The organism is Micromonospora sp. NPDC049114, from assembly GCF_040648635.1.
Taxonomy (GTDB): domain Bacteria; phylum Actinomycetota; class Actinomycetes; order Mycobacteriales; family Micromonosporaceae; genus Micromonospora.
Window position 1 is genome coordinate 264,336 of sequence record NZ_JBEZEA010000001.1, and the last position, 21,279, is coordinate 285,614.

Consider the following 21,279-nt stretch of genomic DNA (forward strand, 5'->3'; position numbering starts at 1 on the left):
CCTGTCCGCGTAGCCGCTTGCCCTCTGAAAGTTTTCATGCATAGAGTCACGGAGTGAATGAAGGAGCTGTCCAGGCGTCGGCCGAACAGGTGTTCCACCTGTTCGACGGCGTACGGCTCACCCCGACCCAGCGCCGGATCGCGCACTGTCTCGTGCAACACGCGCCGGCCGTGGCGTACCTCTCCGCGGCGGAGGTCGCCGAACTGGCCGGGGTCAGCCAGCCGTCGGTCACCCGGTTCGCCGTCGCGCTCGGCCATGACGGCTATCCGTCGCTGCGCCGCCGGCTGCGCGACCTCACCAGCACGACGCCCGGCGGGCCGACGGACGCCGGCAATGAGCTCCAGCAGGCGGTACGCGCCGAGATGGGCAACCTCGACCGGTTGGCCGGCCAGCTCGCCGACACCGATCGGATCGCCGAGACCGGCCGGCTGCTCGCGGCCAGCCGACCGCTGCCGGTGCTCGGCCTGCGCGCAGCCGCGCCGCTGGCGGCGTACTTCGCCTACTTCGCCGCCAAGGTGCACCCGGACGTACGGGTGCTCGACGACGGCGGCAGCCTGCTCACCGACCGCCTGGAGCAGGCCGCCGAGGCCGGGGCGTCCGCCGTTCTCGCCTTCGTGCTGCCCCGCTACCCCCGCGAGACCCTGGACGCGCTGCGCGACGCGCGTGCCGCCGGACTGACCGTCGTGGCGATCACCGACTCGCCGGTCAGCCCGGCCGCCGAACACGCCGACGTGCTGCTGCCGGCCGCCGTCGGCGCCCAGCTCGTCTTCGACCTGCACACCGCCCCGATGACCCTGGCCATGGTGCTGTTGCAGGCGATCTGCGACGCCGCGCCGGCCGACACCCAACGCCGTCTGGAGGCGTTCGAAGCCTCCGCGGCCCGCCGACAGTTGTTCCTCGGTTGACCGGAGGAGACCGCAGATGACCCAGCCCATCCGTGCCGCACGGGGCAGCCAGCTCACCACCCGCGGGTGGCAGCAGGAGGCCGCCCTGCGGATGCTGATGAACAACCTCGACCCGGAGGTGGCCGAACGCCCCGACGATCTGGTCGTCTACGGCGGCACCGGCAAGGCGGCGCGGGACTGGCCGTCGTACCACGCGTTGGTCCGTACGCTCACCGACCTGCGCGAGGACGAGACGATGCTGGTGCAGTCGGGCCGACCGGTGGGCGTCATGCGCACCCACGAGTGGGCGCCCCGGGTGCTGCTGGCCAACTCGAACCTGGTCGGTGACTGGGCCACCTGGCCGGAGTTCCGCCGCCTCGAACAGCTCGGCCTGACCATGTACGGGCAGATGACCGCCGGCTCGTGGATCTACATCGGCACTCAGGGCATCCTCCAGGGCACCTACGAGACGTTCGCGGCGGTGGCCGCGAAGAGGTTCGGAAGCACCCTCGCCGGCACGCTGACGCTGACCGCCGGCTGCGGCGGCATGGGTGGCGCGCAGCCCCTCGCGGTCACCATGAACGGCGGCGTCTGCCTGATCGTGGACGTGGACCGCACCCGGCTCGACCGTCGCGTGCACGACCGCTACCTCGACGAGGTGGCCGACTCCCTCAACGACGCCGTCGAGCGGGTCCTCGCGGCGAAGCGGGAGCGGCGGGCGTTGAGCGTCGGCGTCGTCGGCAACGCCGCCGAGGTCTTTCCCGAGCTGCTCAACCGGGGCGTCGCCATCGACATCGTGACCGACCAGACCAGCGCGCACGACCCGCTGGCGTACCTGCCGGTGGGGGTCGAGCTGGCCGACGCCCGCGACTACGCCGCCGCGAAGCCGGCCGAGTTCACCGACCGGGCCCGTGCGTCGATGGCGAAGCACGTCGAGGCGATGGTCGGCTTCCTCGACGCCGGCGCCGAGGTGTTCGACTACGGCAACTCGATCCGGGGCGAGGCGCAGCTCGGCGGCTACCAGCGGGCCTTCGACTTCTCCGGTTTCGTGCCCGCGTACATCCGGCCGCTGTTCTGCGAGGGCCGGGGCCCGTTCCGGTGGGCGGCGCTCTCCGGCGACCCGGCCGACATCGCGGCCACGGACCGGGCCATCCTGGACCTGTTCCCGGAGAACGAGTCACTGGCCCGATGGATCAAGCTGGCCGGCGAGCGGGTCGCCTTCCAGGGCCTGCCGGCCCGGATCTGCTGGCTCGGTCAGGGCGAACGGGACCGGGCGGGTGTGCGGTTCAACGACATGGTCGCGTCCGGTGAGCTCTCCGCCCCGGTGGTGATCGGTCGTGACCACCTGGACACCGGCAGCGTCGCCAGCCCGTACCGGGAGACCGAGGGCATGGCCGACGGCTCCGACGCCATCGCCGACTGGCCGCTGCTCAACGCCCTGGTCAACACTGCGAGCGGGGCGTCCTGGGTGTCGATTCACCACGGCGGTGGCGTGGGCATCGGGCGGTCGATCCACGCCGGGCAGGTCTGCGTGGCCGACGGCACCGCCCTCGCCGGGCAGAAGATCGAGCGGGTGCTCACCAACGACCCGGCGATGGGCGTCATCCGACACGTCGACGCCGGCTACGACAGCGCCCGCGAGGTGGCCGAGCGCACCGGGGTCCGGGTGCCCATGACGGAAGGGGGACCCGCGTGAGGGACGACCTCTCCGCCCGTTTCCGGGCCCTGTGGGACGAGATCGCGCCGGTCGGACGGGACGCCGGCAGCGGCGGCTACCTGCGCTACGCGTTGACCGAGCCGGAGCAGGAGCTGCGGGCCTGGTTCCGTACGCAGGCGCAGCGGCGGGGCCTGCCGGTCACCGAGGACGGCAACGGCAACCTGTTCGCCCACTGGGGTGACCCCGAGGGCGCCGACGCGGTGTTGACCGGCAGCCACTTCGACTCGGTGCCGCACGGCGGGGCGTACGACGGGCCGCTCGGCATCGTCAGCGCGTTCCTGGCCGTGGACGAGCTGCGCGCCGCCGGCGTCACCCCCGTCCGGCCGCTGGTGCTGGGCGCGTTCGTCGAGGAGGAGGGTGCCCGTTTCGGCGTACCCTGTCTGGGCTCGCGGCTGCTCACCGGCGCGCTGGCGGCCGACCGCGCGGCCGGCCTGCGCGACGCGGCCGGGGTGAGCTTCGCCGACGCGCTCGGCGCGGCGCCGGCGGGCGCCCGGCCGGATCTGCTGGGCCGGTTCGGCGCCTTCGTGGAGCTGCACGTCGAGCAGGGCCGCGCGCTCGTCGACACGGACGCGCCGGTCGGGGTGGCCAGCGCGATCTGGCCGCACGGCCGCTGGCGCTTCGACGTGGTCGGCGAGGGCAACCACGCGGGTACGACCCGGATGGCCGACCGCCGCGACCCGATGCTGACCTACGCGTTCACGGTGCTGGCGGCCAACAAGGAGGCCCGGCTGCGCGGGGCGCACGCCACAGTGGGCCGGGTCGCGGTCGAACCCAACGCCACCAACGCGATCCCGTCGAAGGTGACCGGTTGGCTGGATGCCCGCGCCGCCGACCCGGAGACGCTGACCGGGCTTGTCGACGCGGTGCGCGGCAAGCTCGCCGAGCGGGCCCGCCGCGACGGTACGGAGGTGACAGTCACCGAGGAGTCGGTGACCCCGCTCGTCGCCTTCGACGGTGGGTTGGCCAGACGCCTGGCCACGCTGCTCGACGCGCCGGTGCTGCCGACCGGTGCGGGGCACGACGCCGGGGTGCTCGCCGCGCACCTGCCCACCGCGATGCTCTTCGTCCGCAATCCCACCGGGGTGTCGCACTCCCCCGCCGAGGCCGCGACCGACGACGACTGCGCCGCCGGGGTGCGCGCGCTGGCCCGCGTGCTCAAGGAGCTGACATGCCGGTGACCCCGACGCGCTGGCTCGCCGAGTACGCCTGGCTGCCCGATCTCGCCCAGCCCACGCCCGACGTGCTCATCGAGACCGACGCCGGGGTGATCACCGCTGTGACCGCGTTGGCCGCGCCCGGCCGGCCGAGCGCAGGTGTGGACGTGTACGCCGACGCTGTGCCGCTGCCCGGCCTGACCCTGCCGGGCCTCGCGAACGTGCACTCGCACGCCTTCCACCGGGCGCTGCGCGGGCGTACCCACGGCGGCCGGGGCGACTTCTTCAGCTGGCGGGACCGGATGTACGCGGTGGCGGACCGGCTGGACCCGGACACCTACCTGGCGCTGGCCCGCGCCGTGTACGCCGAGATGGCCCTCGCGGGGGTCACCTGCGTCGGCGAGTTCCACTACCTGCACCACCGGCCCGACGGCGGCGCGTACGACGACCCGAACGCGATGGGGGCGGCGCTTGTCGAGGCCGCCGCGCACGCCGGCATCCGGCTCACCCTGCTGGACGCCTGCTACCTGAGCGCCGGAGTGGACGGCCGGCCGCTCGCCGGGCCGCAGCGGCGTTTCGGCGACGGCGACGCGGCCCGCTGGGCGCAGCGGGTGTCGGCGTTCGCACCGACGGACCCGCACGTCCGGGTGGGCGCGGCCGTGCACTCGGTGCGGGCGGTCCCCGCCGAGCAGTTGCGCGCGGTCGCCGACTGGGCCCGGGAGCGGAGCGCGCCGCTGCACGTGCACCTCTCCGAGCAGCCCGCCGAGAACGACGAGTGCCGGGCCGTGCACGGGCGTACGCCCACCGCGCTGCTCGCCGAGCACGGGGTGCTCGGGCCGGACACCACAGCCGTGCACGCCACCCATCCGACCAGCGGCGACCTGACGCTGCTCGGCGACAGCCGGACCGGGGTGTGCCTCTGCCCGACCACCGAACGCGACCTCGCCGACGGCATCGGCCCCGCCCGGCGGATGGCGGACGCGGGGATCCGGCTGAGCCTGGGCAGCGACAGCCACGCCGTGATCGACCTGTTCGAGGAGGCCCGGGCGGTGGAGCTGGACGAGCGGCTGCGCACCCGCCGCCGTGGCCACTTCACGCCGGCGGGCCTGCTGACCATGGCGACCGCCGCCGGGCACGCCGCGCTGGGTTGGGCCGACGCCGGGCGGATCGCCGTGGGCGCCCGCGCCGACCTGGTCACGGTACGACTGGACAGCGCCCGCACCGCCGGTGTGCCGCCGGTGGGGACGTTCTTCGCCGCCGGGGCGGCCGACGTCGACCAGGTGGTGGTGGACGGCCGCGTGGTGGTGGCCGAGGGCCGGCACCTGAGCGTCGACGTGCCTGCCGAGTTGTCGGCGGCCATCGAGGCGGTGATCCCCTCATGAGCAGTCTGCTGGTCGACAACATCGGCGAACTGGTCACCAACGGCGTCGGCGAGGGCCCGCTGGGCATCCGCCGCAAGGCTGCCGTGCTGATCGAGGAGGGCCGGGTGGCCTGGGTCGGGCCGGCCGCGTACGCGCCGGCCGCTGACCGGCGGATCGACGCCGGTGGCGCCGCCGTGCTGCCTGGCTTCGTGGACAGCCACGCGCACCTGGTCTTCGCCGGGGAGCGGGCCGCCGAGTTCGCCGCCCGGATGGCCGGCGAGCGCTATACCGGCGGTGGCATCCGCACCACTGTCGGCGCGACCCGGGCCGCCACCGACGACGAGCTGCGGGCCACCGTGCGCCGGCTGCGCGGCGAGGCGCTGCGCCAGGGCACCACGACCATCGAGATCAAGAGTGGGTACGGCCTGAACGTCGCCGATGAGGCCCGCTCGCTGCGGATCGCCACCGAGACCAGCAGCGAGACCACGTTCCTCGGCGCCCACGTGGTGCCCCCCGAGTACGCCGACCGCCCCGACGACTACGTCGGACTCGTCTGCGGACCGATGCTTGCCGCCGCCGCGCCGCACGCGAAGTGGATCGACGTGTTCTGTGAGCGGGGCGCCTTCGACGTGGACCACGCCCGCGCCATCCTGGCCTGCGGGCAGGCCGCCGGGCTGGGCGTACGGCTGCACGCCAACCAGCTCGGCCCCGGCCCGGGCGTCCAGCTCGGTGTGGAGCTGGGCGCGGCGAGCGTGGACCACTGCACCCACCTGTCGGACGCCGACATCGACGCGCTCGCCGGCACTGCCCACAGCGACGGGTCGGGCACCAGCACCGTGGCCACCCTGCTGCCCGGCGCCGAGTTCTCCACCCGCTCGCCCTACCCGGACGCGCGCCGGCTGCTCGACGCCGGAGTCACCGTGGCCCTGGCGACGGACTGCAACCCCGGCTCGTCGTACACCTCGTCGATGCCGTTCTGCATCGCCCTCGCCGTCCGGGAGATGCGGATGACCCCGGCGGAGGCGCTGTGGGCGGCGACCGCCGGCGGCGCACGGGCCCTGCGCCGGGACGACGTCGGCGTGCTCATCCCCGGCGCGCGGGCCGACCTGGTCGTCCTGGACGCGCCGTCCTACCTGCACCTGGCCTACCGGCCCGGTGTCCCCCTGATCCACCAGGTAATACGCAACGGAGTTCCCCAGTGACGACCGTGATCATTCAACCCACCGGTATCACCGCCGACGACGTCCTCGCGGTCGCGCGCGGCACCGCCACGGTGTCCCTCGACCCGGCCACCCGGGACGCGATGGCGACCAGCCGCGCGATCGTCGACGGGATCGAGGCCGCCGGGCGGCCCGTGTACGGCGTGTCGACCGGGTTCGGCGCGCTCGCCAACACGTTCGTCGCGCCGGAGCGACGGGCCGAACTGCAACACGCGCTGATCCGCTCGCACGCCGCCGGGGTGGGCGCCCCGATGCCGCGCGAGGTGGTCCGGGCCATGATGCTGCTGCGGGTCCGCTCGCTCGCCCTGGGCCGCTCCGGGGTCCGCCCGCTGGTCGCCGAGGCGCTCGTCGACCTGCTCAACCACGACATCACCCCGTGGGTGCCGGAGCACGGTTCGCTGGGCGCGTCCGGCGACCTGGCGCCGCTGGCGCACTGCGCGCTCGCGCTGCTCGGTGAGGGCTGGGTGCTCGGCCCGGACGGCGAGCGGCGCGACGCCGCCGACGCGCTGACCGCCGCCGGGCTCAAGCCGATCGACCTGGCCGCCAAGGAGGGGCTGGCGCTGATCAACGGCACCGACGGCATGCTCGGCATGCTGTTGCTGGCCATCCACGACGCGGCGCACCTGTTCGCCATGGCGGACGTGACGGCAGCGCTGGCCATCGAGGCGATGCTCGGCTCGGAGCGGCCGTTCCTGCCCGAGCTGCACGCCATCCGTCCGCACCCCGGCCAGGCGGCGTCGGCGGCGAACATCCACCGGCTGTTGCAGGACTCCCGGGTCATGGACTCGCACCGCGACGACCTGGCGCACGCCGTGCAGGACGCGTACTCGATGCGCTGTGCGCCGCAGGTGGCCGGCGCGGCCCGGGACACCCTGGACTTCGTCCGCACGGTCGCGGCACGGGAGCTGGTGTCGGTCGTGGACAACCCGGTGGTGCTGCCCGACGGCCGGGTCGAGTCCACCGGAAACTTCCACGGTGCGCCGCTGGGCTTCGCCGCCGACTTCCTCGCCATCGCCGCCGCCGAGGTGGGCGCGATCGCCGAGCGGCGGGTGGACCGCCTGCTGGACGTGGCCCGCAACCGGGAACTGCCCGCGTTCCTCTCCCCCGACGCCGGGGTCAACTCCGGCCTGATGATCGCCCAGTACACGGCGGCCGGGATCGTCGCGGAGAACCGCCGGCTCGCCGCCCCCGCCTCGGTGGACTCGCTGCCCACCAGCGGCATGCAGGAGGACCACGTCTCGATGGGCTGGGCGGCGGCCAAGAAGTTGCGCACGGTGCTGGACAACCTGACCAGCCTGCTCGCCGTCGAGCTGCTGGCCGGCGTACGCGGCCTGCAACTGCGCGCACCGCTGGTGCCGTCGCCGGCCGGCCGGGCCGCCGTCGCCGCCCTGGGCACGGCCGCCGGTGAACCCGGCCCGGACGTGTTCCTCGCCCCGGTGCTGGAGGCCGCCCGCGCGGTGCTGGCCGGGCCGGAGCTGCGCGCCGCCATCGAACGGGAGGTCGGCCCGCTGGGCTGACCTCCGCGGGTCGCTGTCGCCCGCCGCGGGTCAGGCGGCGGGCGGCAGCACCTTGGCGATCAGCTTGGCCAGCTCGCGCAGCGCCTTGCCCCGGTGACTGATGGCGTCCTTCTCCGCCGGGGTCAGCTCCGCGTTGGTCCGGTCCTGTCCGTCGCCCAGGAAGATCGGGTCGTAGCCGAACCCGCCGTCACCACGCGGCGCACGCAGCACCCGCCCGGACTGCCGGCCGTCGACGAGGTGTTCCTTGCCGCCGGGCAGCACCAACGCCACGGTGCAGACGAACGAGGCGGCGCGCTGCTCGTCCGGGACGTCGGCGATCTGGTCCAGCACCAGCTGAAGGTTGGCCCGGTCGTCGCCGTGCTGGCCGGACCAGCGGGCGCTGAACACCCCCGGCATGCCGTTGAGCGCGTCGACCGCGAGCCCGGAGTCGTCGGCGATGGTCGGCAGCCCGCTCTGCCGGCAGCCCTCCCGCGCCTTGATCAGCGCGTTCTCGCCGAAAGTCAGGCCGGTCTCCGGCAGCTCCGGATACTCGTCGACGTCGTCGAGGCCGAGCAGGGCGATCCGGTGCGCGCCGAGCGCGCCGTCCAGGATCCGCTGAAGCTCCACCAGCTTCTTACGGTTACGCGTGGCCAGCAGGGCCTTGTTCATGCGGATTCACCTTCGTTCGCGACTGCGGGGCTCGCAAGCTCACTCCTCGCGCTCACGCGAGTGCCTTGCGCTGGGCTTCGGCCAGATCCGCGCACCCCGCCACGGCCAGGTCGAGCAGGCTGTCGAGCTGGTCGCGGGCGAACACGCCCGCCTCACCGGTGCCCTGCACCTCGACGAAGTCGCCCGCACCGGTGCACACCACGTTCATGTCCACCTCGGCGGCCACGTCCTCCTCGTAGCAGAGGTCGAGCCGGGCCTCCCCCGCGATGATCCCCACGCTGACCGCCGCCACCGACCGGTGCATCACCTTCTCCGGCTTGCCCGCGAGGGCCTTGCGGGCGGCCAGCCAGCCCACCGCGTCGTGCAGCGCCACGTACGCGCCGGTGATCGCGGCCGTGCGCGTGCCGCCGTCGGCCTGGAGCACGTCGCAGTCGAGCACTACCGAGTTCTCGCCGAGCGCCTTGAGGTCGATGCTGGCCCGCAGGCTGCGGCCGATCAGCCGGGAGATCTCGTGGGTGCGCCCACCGACCCGACCCTTGATGCTCTCCCGGTCCGAGCGGGTGTTGGTGGCCCGGGGCAGCATCGCGTACTCGGCGGTCACCCAGCCGAGCCCGGAGCCCTTGCGCCAGCGGGGCACGCCCTCGGTGACGCTCGCCGTGCAGAGCACCCGGGTGCCGCCGAACTCGACGAGCACCGAGCCCTCCGGATGGGTGCTCCAGCCCCGGGTCAGGGTCACCGGTCGGAGTTGAGAGGGCCCTCGCCCGTCAGGTCGCGCCATGCCCTGCACCCTATGCGGTGCGGCGATCCGCTTCCCCCTGGGTGTCCCGAGCAGTGTCCGCGTCGTGCACCCGCAGGAATCCGGCGACCGCCGCCGGCCAGCCGAACTCCTGTGCCCGGGCCCGGGCGGCCCGCCGTCGCGCGGCCTCCGGCCGGGCCACGAGGCGGGTCACGGCCTCGGCCATCGACTTTCCGGAACCGTATGCGGCGATCCCGGCCGAGCCGACCACCTCGGGCAACGCGCTCGCGGCGTTCACCACCACCGGGGTGCCGCAGGCCAACGCCTCCAGCCCGGCGAGGCCGAAGGTCTCCACCGGGCCGGGCGCGAGCACCACGTCCGCGCTGGCGAGCAGCGCGGCCACCGCCGCCCGGTCGGGCAGGTGACCGGTGAACGTGACCGGCAGGCCGGCGGCCCGGCGGGCCAGCGACGCCCGCAACGGCCCGTCCCCGGCCAGCACCAGCACCGCCGGCACGCCCGAGCGGCGCAGCTCGGCGAGGGCTTCGACCGCCAGCTCCGGCCGCTTCTCCGGAGACAACCGGGCGCAGTGTACGAGCAGCAGTTCGGTCGGATCGGCGTAGCGCTCCCGCATCGCCGGGTCGACCCGGTCGGGGTGGAAGGTGTCCAGGTCCACCCCGAGCGGCACGAGATCCACGTTGTCGGCGCCGATGCGGTCGAACTCCTCGGCCGCCCACCGGGTCGTGCACACGATCCGGTCGTACGCCCGGCTGGTGGCCCGGTTGAGCCGGTCCGCGACCGGCCGCCGCAGCACGTCCGGCACACCCCACTGGCCGAGCAGCCCGGTCAGCGACTCGTGCGAGACCATCACCGACGGCACCCCGTGCGCCTTCGCCCAGTTCCCCGTCCAGCGCAGCGACGACCTGTCGGACACCTCCAGCCGGTCCGGCGCCAGCTCGGCGAGCACCCGGGCCAGCCGCCGCCGACCAACCAGCAGCCGGTAACCGCCGGTGCCAGGCAGCTCCACGCCGGGCAGGGTCACCACCCGACCCCACGGGTGCCACTCGTGTGCGTCGCGTCGACCGGGCACCACCAGCACCGGATCGTGCCCCGCCGCGCGGTAGCCCGCGCCGAGGTGGCGCAGCGCGGTGCGCAGGCCACCGGAGCGCGCGGTCACGAAGTTCGCGAGCCGGACGATCCGCAGCCCGCCGGCCGTCCCCGTCACGACGCGGCCGGCAGGCCCACGGTGGCACCCTGGGCGCGTACCGCCCGGTAGTGCCCGACCAGCTCGTCGCCGACGGCCGCCCAACTGCGTCTGCGGACCGCGGCCCGGGCGGCCACCCCGTACGCCCGCCGCCGGTCGGCGTCCCCGGCCAACTCGGCCACCGCGGCGGCGAGGGCGTCGCCGTCGGCCGGCGGGACCAGCAGCCCGGTCGTTCCCGAGTCGACCAGATCGACCGGCCCGCCACTGGCCGGCGCGACCACCGGCACCCCGGAGGCCAGCGCCTCCTGGAGGGTCTGGCCGAAGGTCTCGTGCGGCCCGGTGTGCACGAACACGTCCAGGCTGGCGTAGAGCCGGGCCAGGTCCTCGCCGTGCTGCACCCCCAGGAAGTCCACCCCCGGCAGCGCCCGGGTCAGCTGGCGGCGGGCGGGGCCGTCGCCGGCCACCACGACCCGCACGCCCGGCAGCCGGGACGTCGCCGCCAGCAGCTCCACCCGCTTCTCCGGGGCCAGCCGGCCGACGTAGCCGACCAGCAGCTCCCCGCCGGGGGCCAGCCGACGCCGCAGGTCGTCGCACCGCTTGGCCGGATCGAACCGGACGGCGTCCACGCCCCGGCCCCACAGCCAGATCCGCTGCACCCCGTTGGCGATCAGGTCGGCGGCCGCCCGGGTCGACGGCGCGAGGGTCCGCTGCGCCAGATTGTGGATCTCCCGAAGCCGTCGCCACGCGGCGGCCTCACCCCAGCTCACCCGGTACGCCCTGGCATAGGCCGCCACGTCGGTCTGGTACACCGCCACCATGGGCAGCCCGTACCGGCTGGCGAGGGTTGCCGCGCGGGCGCCGAGGATGAACGGACTGGCCAGGTGCACCACGTCGGGCGCCGCCGACAGCAACGCCCCCGCCAGCCGGGTGGTGGTCGGCACGCCCAGCCGGAAACCCTGGTAACGGGGCAACGGCACGCTCGGGATGCGCACCACCGGGTACGGCGACCCCTCGATGTCCCGCCCTGCCGCCCCGGGCGGTGCGGGTGCGATGACCACCGGTTCGTGGCCCCGGGCCAGCAGGTGCTCCGCCGTGCGCACCACGGAGTGCGCGACGCCGTTCACGTCCGGCGGGAACGACTCGGTCACGATGGCGATCCGCATGCCCACACCGTGCTGGTGCCACGGGTGCCCCAGGCGACCAGCCGCTGACCGGCCGGCGAACAGTACGGCACAACACCGCCGCGAGGCGGTCAGATGTCGTAGCTGGCGCCGGCCCGGACCACCTCGAGTGGGCCGGTGTACGCGGCGGCAGCCGACTCCAACGTGTGCGCCTCGCTGCCCCACGCCGCGACCAGGTGGGTGAGCAGCAACCGCCCCACCACCGCCTTGGTCGCCGTCTCGCCCGCCTCGCGGCCGGTCAGGTGCAGGTCCGGAGGATTGTCCACGCCGTCGAGGTAGCTGGCCTCGCACAGGAACACGTCGGCGTTCTGGGCCAGGCGCAGCAACGCGTCGCAGGGCGCGGTGTCCGACGAGTAGCACAGCGACCGACCGCCGTGCTCCAACCGCACGCCGTACGTCTCGACGGGATGGTTGACCCGGTCGACGGTGACGGTGAACGGCCCGATCGGGAACGTGCCCGGCTGCAACGCGTAGAACTGGTAGACGTCCTCCACCGTGCCGTCGTCGCCGTAGGCGGCGCTGAGCCGGTCCGGTGCGCCGGAGGGCGCGTACACCGGCAACGGCGGGTAGGGGCCGTCCGGGGCGTACCGGCGGACCACCACGTACGACGCGGCGTCGAGGATGTGGTCACAGTGCAGGTGGGTCAGCAGGATCGCGTCGGGCGCGTGCAGCCCCACGTAGCGCTGGAGGCTGGACAGCGACCCCGGGCCGAAGTCGACCAGGAGGCGGAAGCCGTCCGCCTCGACGAGATAGGCGGAGCACGGCGACTCGGGGCCGGGGAAGCTACCGGCACACCCCAGGACAGTCAGTCGCATCGGGTCGTCTCGCTGTCACTGTCAGTAGCAGCCGTGCCGGCGGTCGTCCCGGCAATGATCTCTACCGACGCGTACGCCACGCTGCGCAGCCTACGCTGGGGTGCCCGAGGACAAGAATCATCCGTTGGAAGTTGTCACGAACGTGACACCCGCTCACAGCCCCGGTGCGACAAACGGGCCACCGACGCGTACGCCGACGGCCCGTTCGCGCAAGACCCCTGCGATCAGGCCCAGAGCTGACCCTCCAGCGCGTCCTCGGCATCCGCGAGGGTGCCGCCGTAGGCGCCGGTGGACAGATACTTCCAGCCGCCGTCGCAGACCACGAACGCCACATCGGCACGCCGGCCGTCGCGGACCGCCTCGTGCGCCACCGCGAGCGCGGCGTGCAGGATCGCGCCCGTGGAGAAGCCGGCGAAGATGCCCTCCACCTCGACGAGCTGACGGGTACGCAGCACCGCGTCCCGGGTGCCGACCGAGAAGCGCCGGGACAGCACCGAGGCGTCGTACAGCTCCGGCACGTACCCCTCGTCGATGTTGCGCAGGCCGTAAACCAGCTCGCCGTAGCGCGGCTCGGCCGCCACGACCTGGATGCCCTCGACCTTCTCGCGCAGGTAGCGTCCGGTGCCCATCAGGGTGCCGGTGGTGCCCAACCCGGCCACGAAGTGCGTGATGGTGGGCAGGTCGTGCAGCAGTTCCGGACCTGTCGTCTCGTAGTGTGCCCGCGCGTTGGCCTCGTTGCCGTACTGGTAGAGCATCACCCAGTCCGGGTGCTCGGCGGCGATCTGCTTGGCCGTCGCGACGGCCTGGTTGGAGCCGCCCGCCGCCGCCGAGAAGATGATCTCCGCCCCGTACATCCGGAGCAGTTGGACCCGCTCGGTGGAGACGTTCTCGGGCATCACGCAGACCAGCCGGTACCCGCGCAGCTTGGCCACCATGGCCAACGAGATGCCGGTGTTGCCGCTGGTCGGCTCCAGGATGGTGTCACCCGCCCGGAGCCGGCCGGCCTCCTCCGCCGCGCGGACCATGAACAGCGCCGCGCGGTCCTTGATGCTGCCCGTCGGGTTCCGGTCCTCCAGCTTCGCCCAGAGCCGCACCGGCGGTGCGCCGTCGGGCACCGTCGGCGAGAGCCGGGGCAGACCGACGAGCGGCGTGCCACCACAGGCGTCGAGGAGGCTGTCGTACCGCGCCATGGCGGCCGCCCTCAGCGCGCGGCGACGGCGGTCGCGGCGCTGTGCGAGCTGATCGCCGCTGCCGCCGCGAAGCCGAACGCGCCGCCGGCCACGGCCGGCAGGATGGTGACGCTGTCACCGTCGGAGAGCTTCGCGTCGAGCGCGCCGAGGAAGCGGACGTCCTCGTCGTTGACGTAGACGTTCACGAAACGGTGCAGCGCGCCGGCCTCGGTGACCAGGCGGCCACGCAGCCCGGCGTGCCGGGAGTCCAGGTCGGTGAGCAGGTCTGCCAGCGTGTCGCCGGCGCCCTCGACGACCTTGGCGCCGCCGGTGTAGCTGCGCAGGATGGTGGGGATGCGAACCTCGATGGCCATGATGTCGTGCTCCTCAAACGGGTGTGCCAACGGTGACGGGACGGAGAACGGGTGCGAACGCTGACGGGTCAGCGGCCGGAACACTCGTAGTCGACCGTCGCCGGGCTCTGCCCGAACATGTAGGACTGCACGGCGTGCGGGTCGATTCCGGCCTCCACGATCTGGACCGGCTCCTCGGTCACCACGCCGTCGACGATCCGGAACGACCGGATCTCCTCCGAGTCGGGCTCACGGGTCGAGACGAGCAGGTAGTGCGCGCCCGGCTCGCCGGCGAAGGACACATCCGTCCGGGACGGGTATGCCTCGGTGGCGGTGTGCGAGTGGTAGATGACCACGGGCTCCTCGTCCCGGTCGTCCATCTCCCGCCACACCCGCAGATGCTCCATCGAGTCGAACTCGTAGAAGGTCATCGACCGGGCGGCGTTGTCCATCGGGATGTGCCGGGTCGGGGTGTCGCTGCCGACGGCACCGGCGACGACGCCGCACGCCTCGTCCGGGTGGTCCCGGCGCGCGTGGGCGACGATCGCGTCAATGATCGACCGGTCGATGCTCAGCACGTGCACCAGCCTAACGCCTAGTGGGCGGGCCCTGAAGTGGTGCCGGTCACGCCTAGTCGATCAAGGCGTTGAGCAGCGACTCCTGTAGATACCCGAGATACGCGTAGACCGACAGCTGGAACACCCGGCTGGAACCGGGATCCTCGGTCACCGCGTCGTCCAGCTCCTCACCCAGATCCGTGCCGTCCTTGATCTCCAGCCGGACGCCCATCGCCAGCCGCGCGTCGTTGAGCGCCCGCAGCCACGCCTCGGCGGCCTCGGCGTCCAACCGCACCTCGCCGCCGGCCTCGTCGGGCAGCGCGGCCAGGATGGCCCCCGCCTGGTCGATCTTGGCAGTCTTCAGATCACCCTCGGTGTAGCGGCGGAACTCGGCGGTGCCGCTCGCATCCTCCGGGTAGACGGCCGGAAACAGCCGGCCCACGACCGGGTCCGTGTGGTCGAAACCGTCGGTGAGTAGGCCGACCACCTCGCTGGCGACCTTGCGCAGCACCCGCACCTCGTCCACGGCGAAGGTGGCGACATAGCGGCCGGCCTGGCGCCGGAACATGCTCACGAGCGGTCCACCGTCGCCCACAGCCCGTACGCGTGCAACTGCGACGCGTCGTGCTCCATCCGCTCCCGGGCCCCCGTGGAGACCACGGCGCGGCCCTTGTGGTGCACGTCCAGCATGAGCTGCTCCGCCCTCTCCCGGCTGTAGCCGAACAGCTTCTGGAAGACCCAGGTCACGTACGTCATCAGGTTGACCGGGTCGTCCCACACGATCGTCACCCATTGCCGGTCGGGCGCCGGCACCTCGTCAGTGGCCGGCGTCTCGACCGGTGCAACCTGTGGAGCCGCCATGCCCCCCATCGTGCCACCGGTTTCCCGGAACCGAGGAACCGGAACGCCGGGCGAACCAGGATCACCCGCCGTGGCCACCCCGGAGTCGGCCCGCACCCCGTCGGAGCCGGGGCGCGGTACGGGCCCGAGCCAGGAGATGGCCACGCCGTCAGGCGAGCAGGATGCCGTGGTCGACCGCATCGGAGAGCACCACGCCCAGCGAGAGACGGATCACCTCGAACCGTCGGGAGATCTCCCGGGAAAGCTCCAACTCGACCTCCCGCAACGCCCGCTGGGACCAGGCCCGCGCGGCGCTGTGGTCATCGTTGCCCGGGGTACGCCACTGCTGCCAGCACCCGCCGGAGAGCGCCACCGCGACCGGCGGAAGCACCTCGTCACGGGTCACCGTCGGATAGCCGGCGAGCGCGTCGATCGCCTCCGTGCCGGTCAGTCCGGCCACACCCGCCGTACTCGTGATCAGCAGCACCCGGTCCAGGTCGCGCCCGGAGCGGTGATCCGCCAGGCCGTACTGGACGGCGGTGGCGATCCGGCGGCGGACGCCCTCCGCCGGTGTCCCGCCGAGCACCTGGGCGGCGGTGTCGGCCACGATGCCCCGTACCGCGTGGTCGCACTGGGCGGTGGCCAGCAGCGACAGCGCCGCCATCTCCCGGTCGAGCAGGTCCGGTAGGCCGGCGCAGCCGACCCCGAAGACGATCTCCTGGACGGCCCGGAGGTGGATGTTCGCCAGCTCCAGCGCCAGGTGCTGGCGGATCCGCTGGGAGCAGGAGCGGGTCTGCCGGTCGAGCCGCTCGGACCAGTCCCCCGGCTCGGCGGACACCGCCACCCGGTCGTGCTGCCCCGGCAGCACCGGCGGATCGGCGCTGGCCCGCTGCAACCCCTCGTTCGCCGACCAGCCCACCAGCGCCCGGCGCAGGTCGGCTGCGGAATCGGCGCCGTCGACCGGGAACCACCGCGAGCCCGCCAGCGAGGGGACCGCGGCCAGCAGCGCCGCCCGGTGTGCCTCGACGATCACCGCCACCGGGTCCACCTCCCCCGGCCGGCCGTCGGCCGGCGAGACGGACGCCCCCGCGTCCTCCGTCAGCGCCCCGCCGTCGGCCGGTGGCGCCCAACCCGCCGCACCCGGCGTCACCGCGAAGACGACCTCCACTGCAGCGGCGGCCACCTCGGCGAGCAGGTTCAGCTCCTGGGCCGTGAACGCCTGGTCGGCCGCGATCACGAAGAGCAGCGCGCCGGCCCGGCCGACCGCCTCGCGCAGCACCCGGACGCCGGCCACGCCGAGCGCGCCCGTGTCCGGTGTGTCGATCAGGGTGAAGTGGCGCAGCAGGGGTTCGGGCACGCTCAGCTCGACCCGCCGCGGTGGCCGGGCCAACGCCGGGCCGGCGGCGTCCCGGTCCGCGCCGTACGAGTGCGGCTGGCGGTAGCCGGGGACGAAGGCTGCCCGCGTGGGCACCTGGGCGTGCCGGACCAGCAGCCAACTGCCCGCCGGCACGGTGAGCATCACCGGGTCGAGCCCGACGAGGCTGGCGAGGACCGCGCGCCGGTCCGCGCCGGCCGGGCCGACGGCGACCACGCCGAGCGGCTCGTCCGCGCGGGCAACCGGCACGCCGAGATCGGTGGGCAGCGGGGCGCAGCTCGGCGGGTCGGCTGAGCTGGCCATGTCGCCGGGCGAGTCGAGCGAGGGGAGAGGGCCCTGCTGCATCGGGTGGCCTCCCGGGGCAGGCGACCGGCACGCCGGTCGCGTGGAAATTCCGGTGACACTACCCGGATGCCGGAAGAGTACGTTCGGCCGGCCGACCAGGCGGAACACATCGGATACTCACCGGTAATTGTGCCGCTACTCAACTTCGGTGCGTGACGATGCGGGCGCGGACGGAATTCGATGGATATGCTGCCCGGATGAGTCGATGGCAGTTCGTCGGCCGGACCGACGAGCTCAACCGCCTGCTGGCGGCGGTGACCGGCGAGGCCGGCCGAGGGCTCTTCTTCAGCGGCAGCGCGGGCATCGGCAAGAGCCGGCTGCTGCGCGAGGGGGTCAACACCCTACCCACCGACAGGTACGCGATCTGGTCCATCGCGGCCAGCGCCACCACGGCCGCGCTGCCGTTCGGTGGGCTGGTGCAGGTCCTCCCGGCGGAGCAGCCCCAGGGCCTCTCCCCCGCCGGCATACTCCGCTGGGCGCTCGGCGTTCTGCAACAGCAGGCCGCCGGCCGCCGGATCGTGCTCGCCATCGACGACGCGCACCTGCTCGACCCACCCTCCGCGGCGCTGGTGCATCTGGTCGCCCGCGCCGACAACGCCACAGTCGTGGGCACCCTGCGCGACGGCGAACAGATCCCGCTGCCGATCCGGGCACTCTGGACCGACGACCTGGTCGAGCACGTCGAGCTGACCCCCATGCCACCGTCGGAGACCGCCGGCCTGCTGGCGGCGATCCTGGGCGGCCCGGTCGACGCCGGTTCCGCCGACCGGCTCGGCCGGCTGTCGGCAGGCAACCCGCTGCTGCTGCGCGAGCTGGTGCACGCCGCCAGCGGCAGCGAGGAGCTGAAGCGCACCTACGGGATCTGGAAGTGGACCGGGCGGCTGGAGCTGGCGCCCAGCCTCACCGACCTGATCGACACCCGCGTCGGGCAGCTCACCGACGGCGTTCGTACGGTCGTCGAGCTGGTCGCCTTCGGTGAGCCACTCGGCCTGCACCTGCTCAACCAGGCCGCCGAGCAGTCCGATGTGGAGTGCGCCGAGGAGCGCGGCCTGATCACCGTCATCCAGCACGACCGGCGGACCAACGTACGCCTGGCCCACCCGCTCTACGGCGAGGTGATGCGCCGCCGGTGCCCGGTCAGCCGCACCCGACGCCTCCAGGCGCACCTCGCCGAGCTGCTGGAACAGGTCGGCAAGCGCCGCCGCGACGACCTGCTGCGGGTGGCGGTCTGGCGGCTCGACTCGGGCACCGCACAGGACGCCGCCCTGCTCGTGGACGCCGCGATGCAGGCGTTCACCCGCTACGACGTACCGCTGGCGACCCGGCTGGCCCGGGCCGCGCTGAACGCCGACGGCGGCTCGGACGCGGCGGAGCTGCTGGCCACGATTCTGATGTTCGCCGACCGACCGGACGAGGCGATCACCGTTCTCGACGCGGTGACCCTGGAGCCCGGGGACGAGCGGCGGCTCTGCCGGTGGCTGACCGTCCGCGGCATGGTCAGCTACTGGGGGCTCAGCCGGGAGTCCACCGTGGAGGAGATCGCGAGCCGGGTCGAGCAGCTCGGCGACTCGGCCGACCGCGCCCGGGTGCACGCCTTCGAGGCGATCATGCGGCTGCACCGGCTCGACACGACCACCGCCGTACGGCTCAGTCAGCGGGTGCTCGATCGGCCCGCGGCCAGCATCGCCGCCCGTGAACTGGCGCGCAGCACCATCGCGTACGTCCAGGCGGCCCAGGGTCAGCTGACGCGCAGCGGTGCGGCCATCGCGCAGGTGCACTCCGCCGCGGCCAGCTGGCGCACCGACATGCCGTACCTGCAACTGGCCCTGGAGCTGGCCCGCGGCACCCGGCTCATGCTCACCGGAGACCTCGTCGGGATGGACGCGATCGTGGCCGACGAGTTCGCCGACCTGGCCGGTGCCGGTGACTTCCGACTCGGCACCGGATACCTGGCCATCCTCCAGGCGTACGCCGCGCGGCTGCGCGGGCAGAGCGACTCGGCGATGCGGACGTCGTTGGGCGCCTGCGCGGTGCTGGCGACCAGCCGGGTCTACGCCGGTCTGGCCCAGGCCGAGCGGGCCCAGGCGGCGGCGCTGCGTGGCGACGCGGCGCAGGCGGCCGAGGCGATGGCCGAGGCCGACCGCACCCACGCGCCGGGCATGGCGGTGCTCTACCCATGGCTGGAGCAGGCCCGGGGCGCGGTGCTCGCCGCGTCGGGTGACCTGCCGGGCGCGGTGAAGCAGCTCAACGACCTGGCCGACCGGCTGCGGGCGGACGGTTTCGTCGGGCACGAGGTGCACGTTCTGCACGACCTGGTCCGGTTGGACCAGGCCGGCGCGGCGGTCGGCCCCACCTGTTCCGACGGCGGGCGGCGCACGGTGGCGCAGCGCCTCGCCGAGCTGTCCGAGCAGGTGGACGGGGTGCTCCCGCCGCTACTGGCCCGGCACGCCCGGGCCGCGGTGACCGATTCCGCCGCGGATCTGCTCGCGGTCGCCGACGACTACGCCGCGCTGGAGCTGACGGTGTACGCCGCCGAGGCCACCGCCCAGGCGCTGCAGCGGCTACGCCAGCAACAGTCGGTGGCGGCCGGCGAGGCGCGCGAGCGTCTGGCCGGGCTGCTCGGCCGGTGCGACCTGATCCGCACGCCGGCGCTGCGGGCCGGGGCGCCGGTGCTCACCGAACGCGAGTGGCAGGTGGCCCGCCTCGCCGCGCACGGTGCGACCAGCAAGGCCATCGCCGAGCGGCTCTATCTCTCCGCCCGCACCGTGGAGAACCACCTGCAGCGGATCTACACCAAGCTCGGCGTGACCGGCCGGTCCGAGCTGTGGGCTGCGCTGCGGTCGATCCCGGGCCACGAAGGCGGCGGCGCGGGCTGAACCTTAGGCTGGGGCGGTGAGCACCCTGGGCCCCGCGCTGCTGACCGACCACTACGAGCTGACCATGGTCAGCGCCGCACTCAAGGACGGCACCGCCGACCGCCGCTGTGTCTTCGAGGTGTTCAGCCGTCGGCTGCCCAGCGGCCGGCGTTACGGCGTCGTCGCCGGCACCGCGCGCCTGATCGAGCTGATCCGCGACTTCCGGTTCGACCCGGCGGAGGTCGATTTCCTGCGCCGCACCGGAGTGGTCGACGAGGCGGCGGCGGCCTGGCTCACCGACTACCGCTTCACCGGCGACATCGACGGGTACGCCGAGGGTGAGCTGTTCTTCCCCGGCTCGCCCATCCTGACCGTCTCCGGCGGCTTCGCCGAGTGCGTGGTGCTGGAGACGGTGGCGCTCTCCGTGCTCAACCACGACTGCGCGGTGGCGGCCGCCGCGGCGCGGATGGTCACCGCTGCTCGGGGCCGGGCGCTGATCGAGATGGGATCGCGCCGGGCACACGAGGAGGCCGCGGTGGCGGCGGCGCGGGCCGCGTACCTGGCCGGTTTCCGGTTCACGTCCAACCTCGCCGCCGGCGAGCGCTACGGCATCCCGACGGCGGGCACCGCGGCACACGCGTTCACCCTGCTGCACGACGACGAGCGGGCCGCGTTCGCCTCGCAGGTGGCCACGCTGGGCAGGGACACCACGCTGCTGGTCGACACGTACGACATCAGCCAGGGCATCCGCAACGCGATCGCGGTGGCCGGGCCGGAGCTGCGGGCGATCCGGATCGACTCGGGTGACCTCGCGGTGATCGCGCAGCAGTCCCGGGAACTGCTGGACTCGCTGGGCGCCACCGAGACGAAGATCATCGTCTCGGGTGACCTGGACGAGTACTCGATCGCGGCGCTGGCCGCCGAGCCGGTCGACATGTACGGCGCGGGGACGGCAGTGGTCACCGGTTCCGGGGCGCCCACGGCGGGGCTGGTCTACAAGCTCGTCGAGGTCGAGGGCCGCCCGGTGGTGAAGCGCTCCGAGCACAAGGCGACCATCGGTGGGCGCAAGGTCGCGGTCCGCCGGCACAAGCCGACCGGCACCGCCACGGAGGAGATCATCGTCCCGCAGGGTGTGCCCGACCGGCAGGCCAACGACCGGATGCTCCAGCGCTCGTACGTGATCGACGGCGAGCCCGTGGGTCTGCCCACCCTCGACGAGTCCCGGGAGCACCTGCGCGAGTGCCTCATCTCCATCCCGTGGGAGGGGCTGAAGCTCTCGGCCGGCGACCCCGCGGTGCCGGTCACTGTCGTACCCGCCGGCTGAGCCCGCTGATCCGTTCTCGAAGGGACC

Annotated in this window: 19 protein-coding genes; 8 read left to right on the forward strand and 11 right to left on the reverse strand. The window is 73.7% G+C overall.

Annotated features, from left to right (window positions below):
• Positions 1-53: 53 nt before the first annotated feature.
• Genes AB0B39_RS01240 through hutH form a run of 6 tightly spaced genes read left to right on the forward strand, consistent with a single transcriptional unit; the run spans position 54 to position 7,853 of the window.
• Positions 54-905 carry a MurR/RpiR family transcriptional regulator gene (locus tag AB0B39_RS01240; protein WP_357573190.1) on the forward strand — a complete coding sequence of 284 codons (852 nt, stop codon included), beginning with the start codon at positions 54-56 and terminating at the stop codon, positions 903-905.
• Positions 906-921: 16 nt separating this feature from the next.
• On the forward strand, positions 922-2,580 hold the full coding sequence (hutU, locus tag AB0B39_RS01245) for a urocanate hydratase (RefSeq protein ID WP_357573191.1): 1,659 nt from the start codon (positions 922-924) through the stop codon (positions 2,578-2,580).
• Positions 2,577-3,779 (forward strand): allantoate amidohydrolase, encoded by a 1,203-nt coding sequence (locus AB0B39_RS01250; protein ID WP_357573192.1) that lies wholly within the window; start codon positions 2,577-2,579, stop codon positions 3,777-3,779. Before hutU ends, AB0B39_RS01250 begins: the two co-directional genes overlap by 4 nt.
• Positions 3,770-5,137, forward strand: coding sequence for a formimidoylglutamate deiminase (locus AB0B39_RS01255; RefSeq protein WP_357573193.1), 1,368 nt, complete (start codon positions 3,770-3,772; stop codon positions 5,135-5,137). The genes AB0B39_RS01250 and AB0B39_RS01255 overlap by 10 nt, the downstream gene beginning before the upstream one ends.
• A complete protein-coding gene (hutI, locus tag AB0B39_RS01260; RefSeq protein ID WP_357573194.1) occupies positions 5,134-6,318 on the forward strand; it encodes an imidazolonepropionase in 1,185 nt (394 codons plus the stop codon). Before AB0B39_RS01255 ends, hutI begins: the two co-directional genes overlap by 4 nt.
• The gene (gene hutH / locus AB0B39_RS01265; protein WP_234581498.1) at positions 6,315-7,853 is read left to right on the forward strand and encodes a histidine ammonia-lyase; all 1,539 of its coding nucleotides are present in this window, start codon (positions 6,315-6,317) and stop codon (positions 7,851-7,853) included. The genes hutI and hutH overlap by 4 nt, the downstream gene beginning before the upstream one ends.
• 30 nt (positions 7,854-7,883) lie before the next feature.
• Here the strand turns inward: hutH and rdgB are convergent, their stop codons facing one another.
• The 11 genes from rdgB to AB0B39_RS01320 all read right to left on the reverse strand — a co-directional run bounded on the left by rdgB (position 7,884) and on the right by AB0B39_RS01320 (position 17,073).
• A complete protein-coding gene (gene rdgB, locus AB0B39_RS01270) occupies positions 7,884-8,501 on the reverse strand; it encodes an RdgB/HAM1 family non-canonical purine NTP pyrophosphatase (protein ID WP_357573195.1) in 618 nt (205 codons plus the stop codon).
• Positions 8,502-8,553: 52 nt separating this feature from the next.
• A complete protein-coding gene (gene rph / locus AB0B39_RS01275; protein WP_357573196.1) occupies positions 8,554-9,279 on the reverse strand; it encodes a ribonuclease PH in 726 nt (241 codons plus the stop codon).
• Positions 9,280-9,289: 10 nt separating this feature from the next.
• Positions 9,290-10,459: a glycosyltransferase gene (locus AB0B39_RS01280; protein ID WP_357573197.1), complete on the reverse strand. Its 1,170-nt coding sequence runs from the start codon at positions 10,457-10,459 to the stop codon at positions 9,290-9,292.
• Entirely contained in the window at positions 10,456-11,601 is a 1,146-nt protein-coding gene (locus AB0B39_RS01285) for a glycosyltransferase family 1 protein (RefSeq protein WP_357573198.1), read from the reverse strand. The genes AB0B39_RS01280 and AB0B39_RS01285 overlap by 4 nt, the downstream gene beginning before the upstream one ends.
• Positions 11,602-11,690: 89 nt before the next feature.
• The gene (locus tag AB0B39_RS01290) at positions 11,691-12,434 is read right to left on the reverse strand and encodes an MBL fold metallo-hydrolase (RefSeq protein WP_357494002.1); all 744 of its coding nucleotides are present in this window, start codon (positions 12,432-12,434) and stop codon (positions 11,691-11,693) included.
• Between the two features lie 224 nt (positions 12,435-12,658).
• Complete coding sequence (locus AB0B39_RS01295) at positions 12,659-13,624, reverse strand: pyridoxal-phosphate dependent enzyme (protein ID WP_357494000.1); 966 nt, start codon at positions 13,622-13,624, stop codon at positions 12,659-12,661.
• An 11-nt stretch (positions 13,625-13,635) separates the two neighbouring features.
• Entirely contained in the window at positions 13,636-13,977 is a 342-nt protein-coding gene (locus tag AB0B39_RS01300; protein ID WP_357573199.1) for a MoaD/ThiS family protein, read from the reverse strand.
• A gap of 68 nt (positions 13,978-14,045) precedes the next feature.
• Positions 14,046-14,534, reverse strand: coding sequence for a M67 family metallopeptidase (locus tag AB0B39_RS01305; RefSeq protein WP_308195324.1), 489 nt, complete (start codon positions 14,532-14,534; stop codon positions 14,046-14,048).
• A gap of 52 nt (positions 14,535-14,586) precedes the next feature.
• On the reverse strand, positions 14,587-15,081 hold the full coding sequence (locus AB0B39_RS01310; RefSeq protein ID WP_234581563.1) for a DUF2017 domain-containing protein: 495 nt from the start codon (positions 15,079-15,081) through the stop codon (positions 14,587-14,589).
• A gap of 2 nt (positions 15,082-15,083) precedes the next feature.
• Positions 15,084-15,374, reverse strand: coding sequence for an ATP-dependent Clp protease adapter ClpS (clpS, locus tag AB0B39_RS01315; RefSeq protein WP_234581506.1), 291 nt, complete (start codon positions 15,372-15,374; stop codon positions 15,084-15,086).
• Between the two features lie 148 nt (positions 15,375-15,522).
• The gene (locus AB0B39_RS01320; protein ID WP_357493995.1) at positions 15,523-17,073 is read right to left on the reverse strand and encodes a hypothetical protein; all 1,551 of its coding nucleotides are present in this window, start codon (positions 17,071-17,073) and stop codon (positions 15,523-15,525) included.
• A 197-nt stretch (positions 17,074-17,270) separates the two neighbouring features.
• On the opposite strand from AB0B39_RS01320, the gene AB0B39_RS01325 reads away from it, so the two are divergent.
• The gene (locus AB0B39_RS01325) at positions 17,271-19,949 is read left to right on the forward strand and encodes a LuxR C-terminal-related transcriptional regulator (protein WP_357573200.1); all 2,679 of its coding nucleotides are present in this window, start codon (positions 17,271-17,273) and stop codon (positions 19,947-19,949) included.
• A 16-nt stretch (positions 19,950-19,965) separates the two neighbouring features.
• A complete protein-coding gene (locus tag AB0B39_RS01330; protein WP_234581509.1) occupies positions 19,966-21,252 on the forward strand; it encodes a nicotinate phosphoribosyltransferase in 1,287 nt (428 codons plus the stop codon).
• The last annotated feature ends 27 nt before the right edge of the window (positions 21,253-21,279 follow it).

Excerpts from the sequence above, each read along its gene's own strand:
- rdgB (WP_357573195.1), bottom strand. The coding sequence starts at position 8,501 with ATGAACAAGGCCCTGCTGGCCACGCGTAACCGTAAGAAGCTGGTGGAG.
- AB0B39_RS01310 (WP_234581563.1), bottom strand. The coding sequence starts at position 15,081 with ATGTTCCGGCGCCAGGCCGGCCGCTATGTCGCCACCTTCGCCGTGGAC.
- AB0B39_RS01300 (WP_357573199.1), bottom strand. The coding sequence starts at position 13,977 with ATGGCCATCGAGGTTCGCATCCCCACCATCCTGCGCAGCTACACCGGC.
- AB0B39_RS01325 (WP_357573200.1), top strand. The coding sequence starts at position 17,271 with ATGAGTCGATGGCAGTTCGTCGGCCGGACCGACGAGCTCAACCGCCTG.
- AB0B39_RS01290 (WP_357494002.1), bottom strand. The coding sequence starts at position 12,434 with ATGCGACTGACTGTCCTGGGGTGTGCCGGTAGCTTCCCCGGCCCCGAG.
- AB0B39_RS01255 (WP_357573193.1), top strand. The coding sequence starts at position 3,770 with ATGCCGGTGACCCCGACGCGCTGGCTCGCCGAGTACGCCTGGCTGCCC.
- clpS (WP_234581506.1), bottom strand. The coding sequence starts at position 15,374 with ATGGCGGCTCCACAGGTTGCACCGGTCGAGACGCCGGCCACTGACGAG.
- AB0B39_RS01295 (WP_357494000.1), bottom strand. The coding sequence starts at position 13,624 with ATGGCGCGGTACGACAGCCTCCTCGACGCCTGTGGTGGCACGCCGCTC.
- hutI (WP_357573194.1), top strand. The coding sequence starts at position 5,134 with ATGAGCAGTCTGCTGGTCGACAACATCGGCGAACTGGTCACCAACGGC.
- hutU (WP_357573191.1), top strand. The coding sequence starts at position 922 with ATGACCCAGCCCATCCGTGCCGCACGGGGCAGCCAGCTCACCACCCGC.
- AB0B39_RS01285 (WP_357573198.1), bottom strand. The coding sequence starts at position 11,601 with ATGCGGATCGCCATCGTGACCGAGTCGTTCCCGCCGGACGTGAACGGC.
- AB0B39_RS01320 (WP_357493995.1), bottom strand. The coding sequence starts at position 17,073 with ATGCAGCAGGGCCCTCTCCCCTCGCTCGACTCGCCCGGCGACATGGCC.
- rph (WP_357573196.1), bottom strand. The coding sequence starts at position 9,279 with ATGGCGCGACCTGACGGGCGAGGGCCCTCTCAACTCCGACCGGTGACC.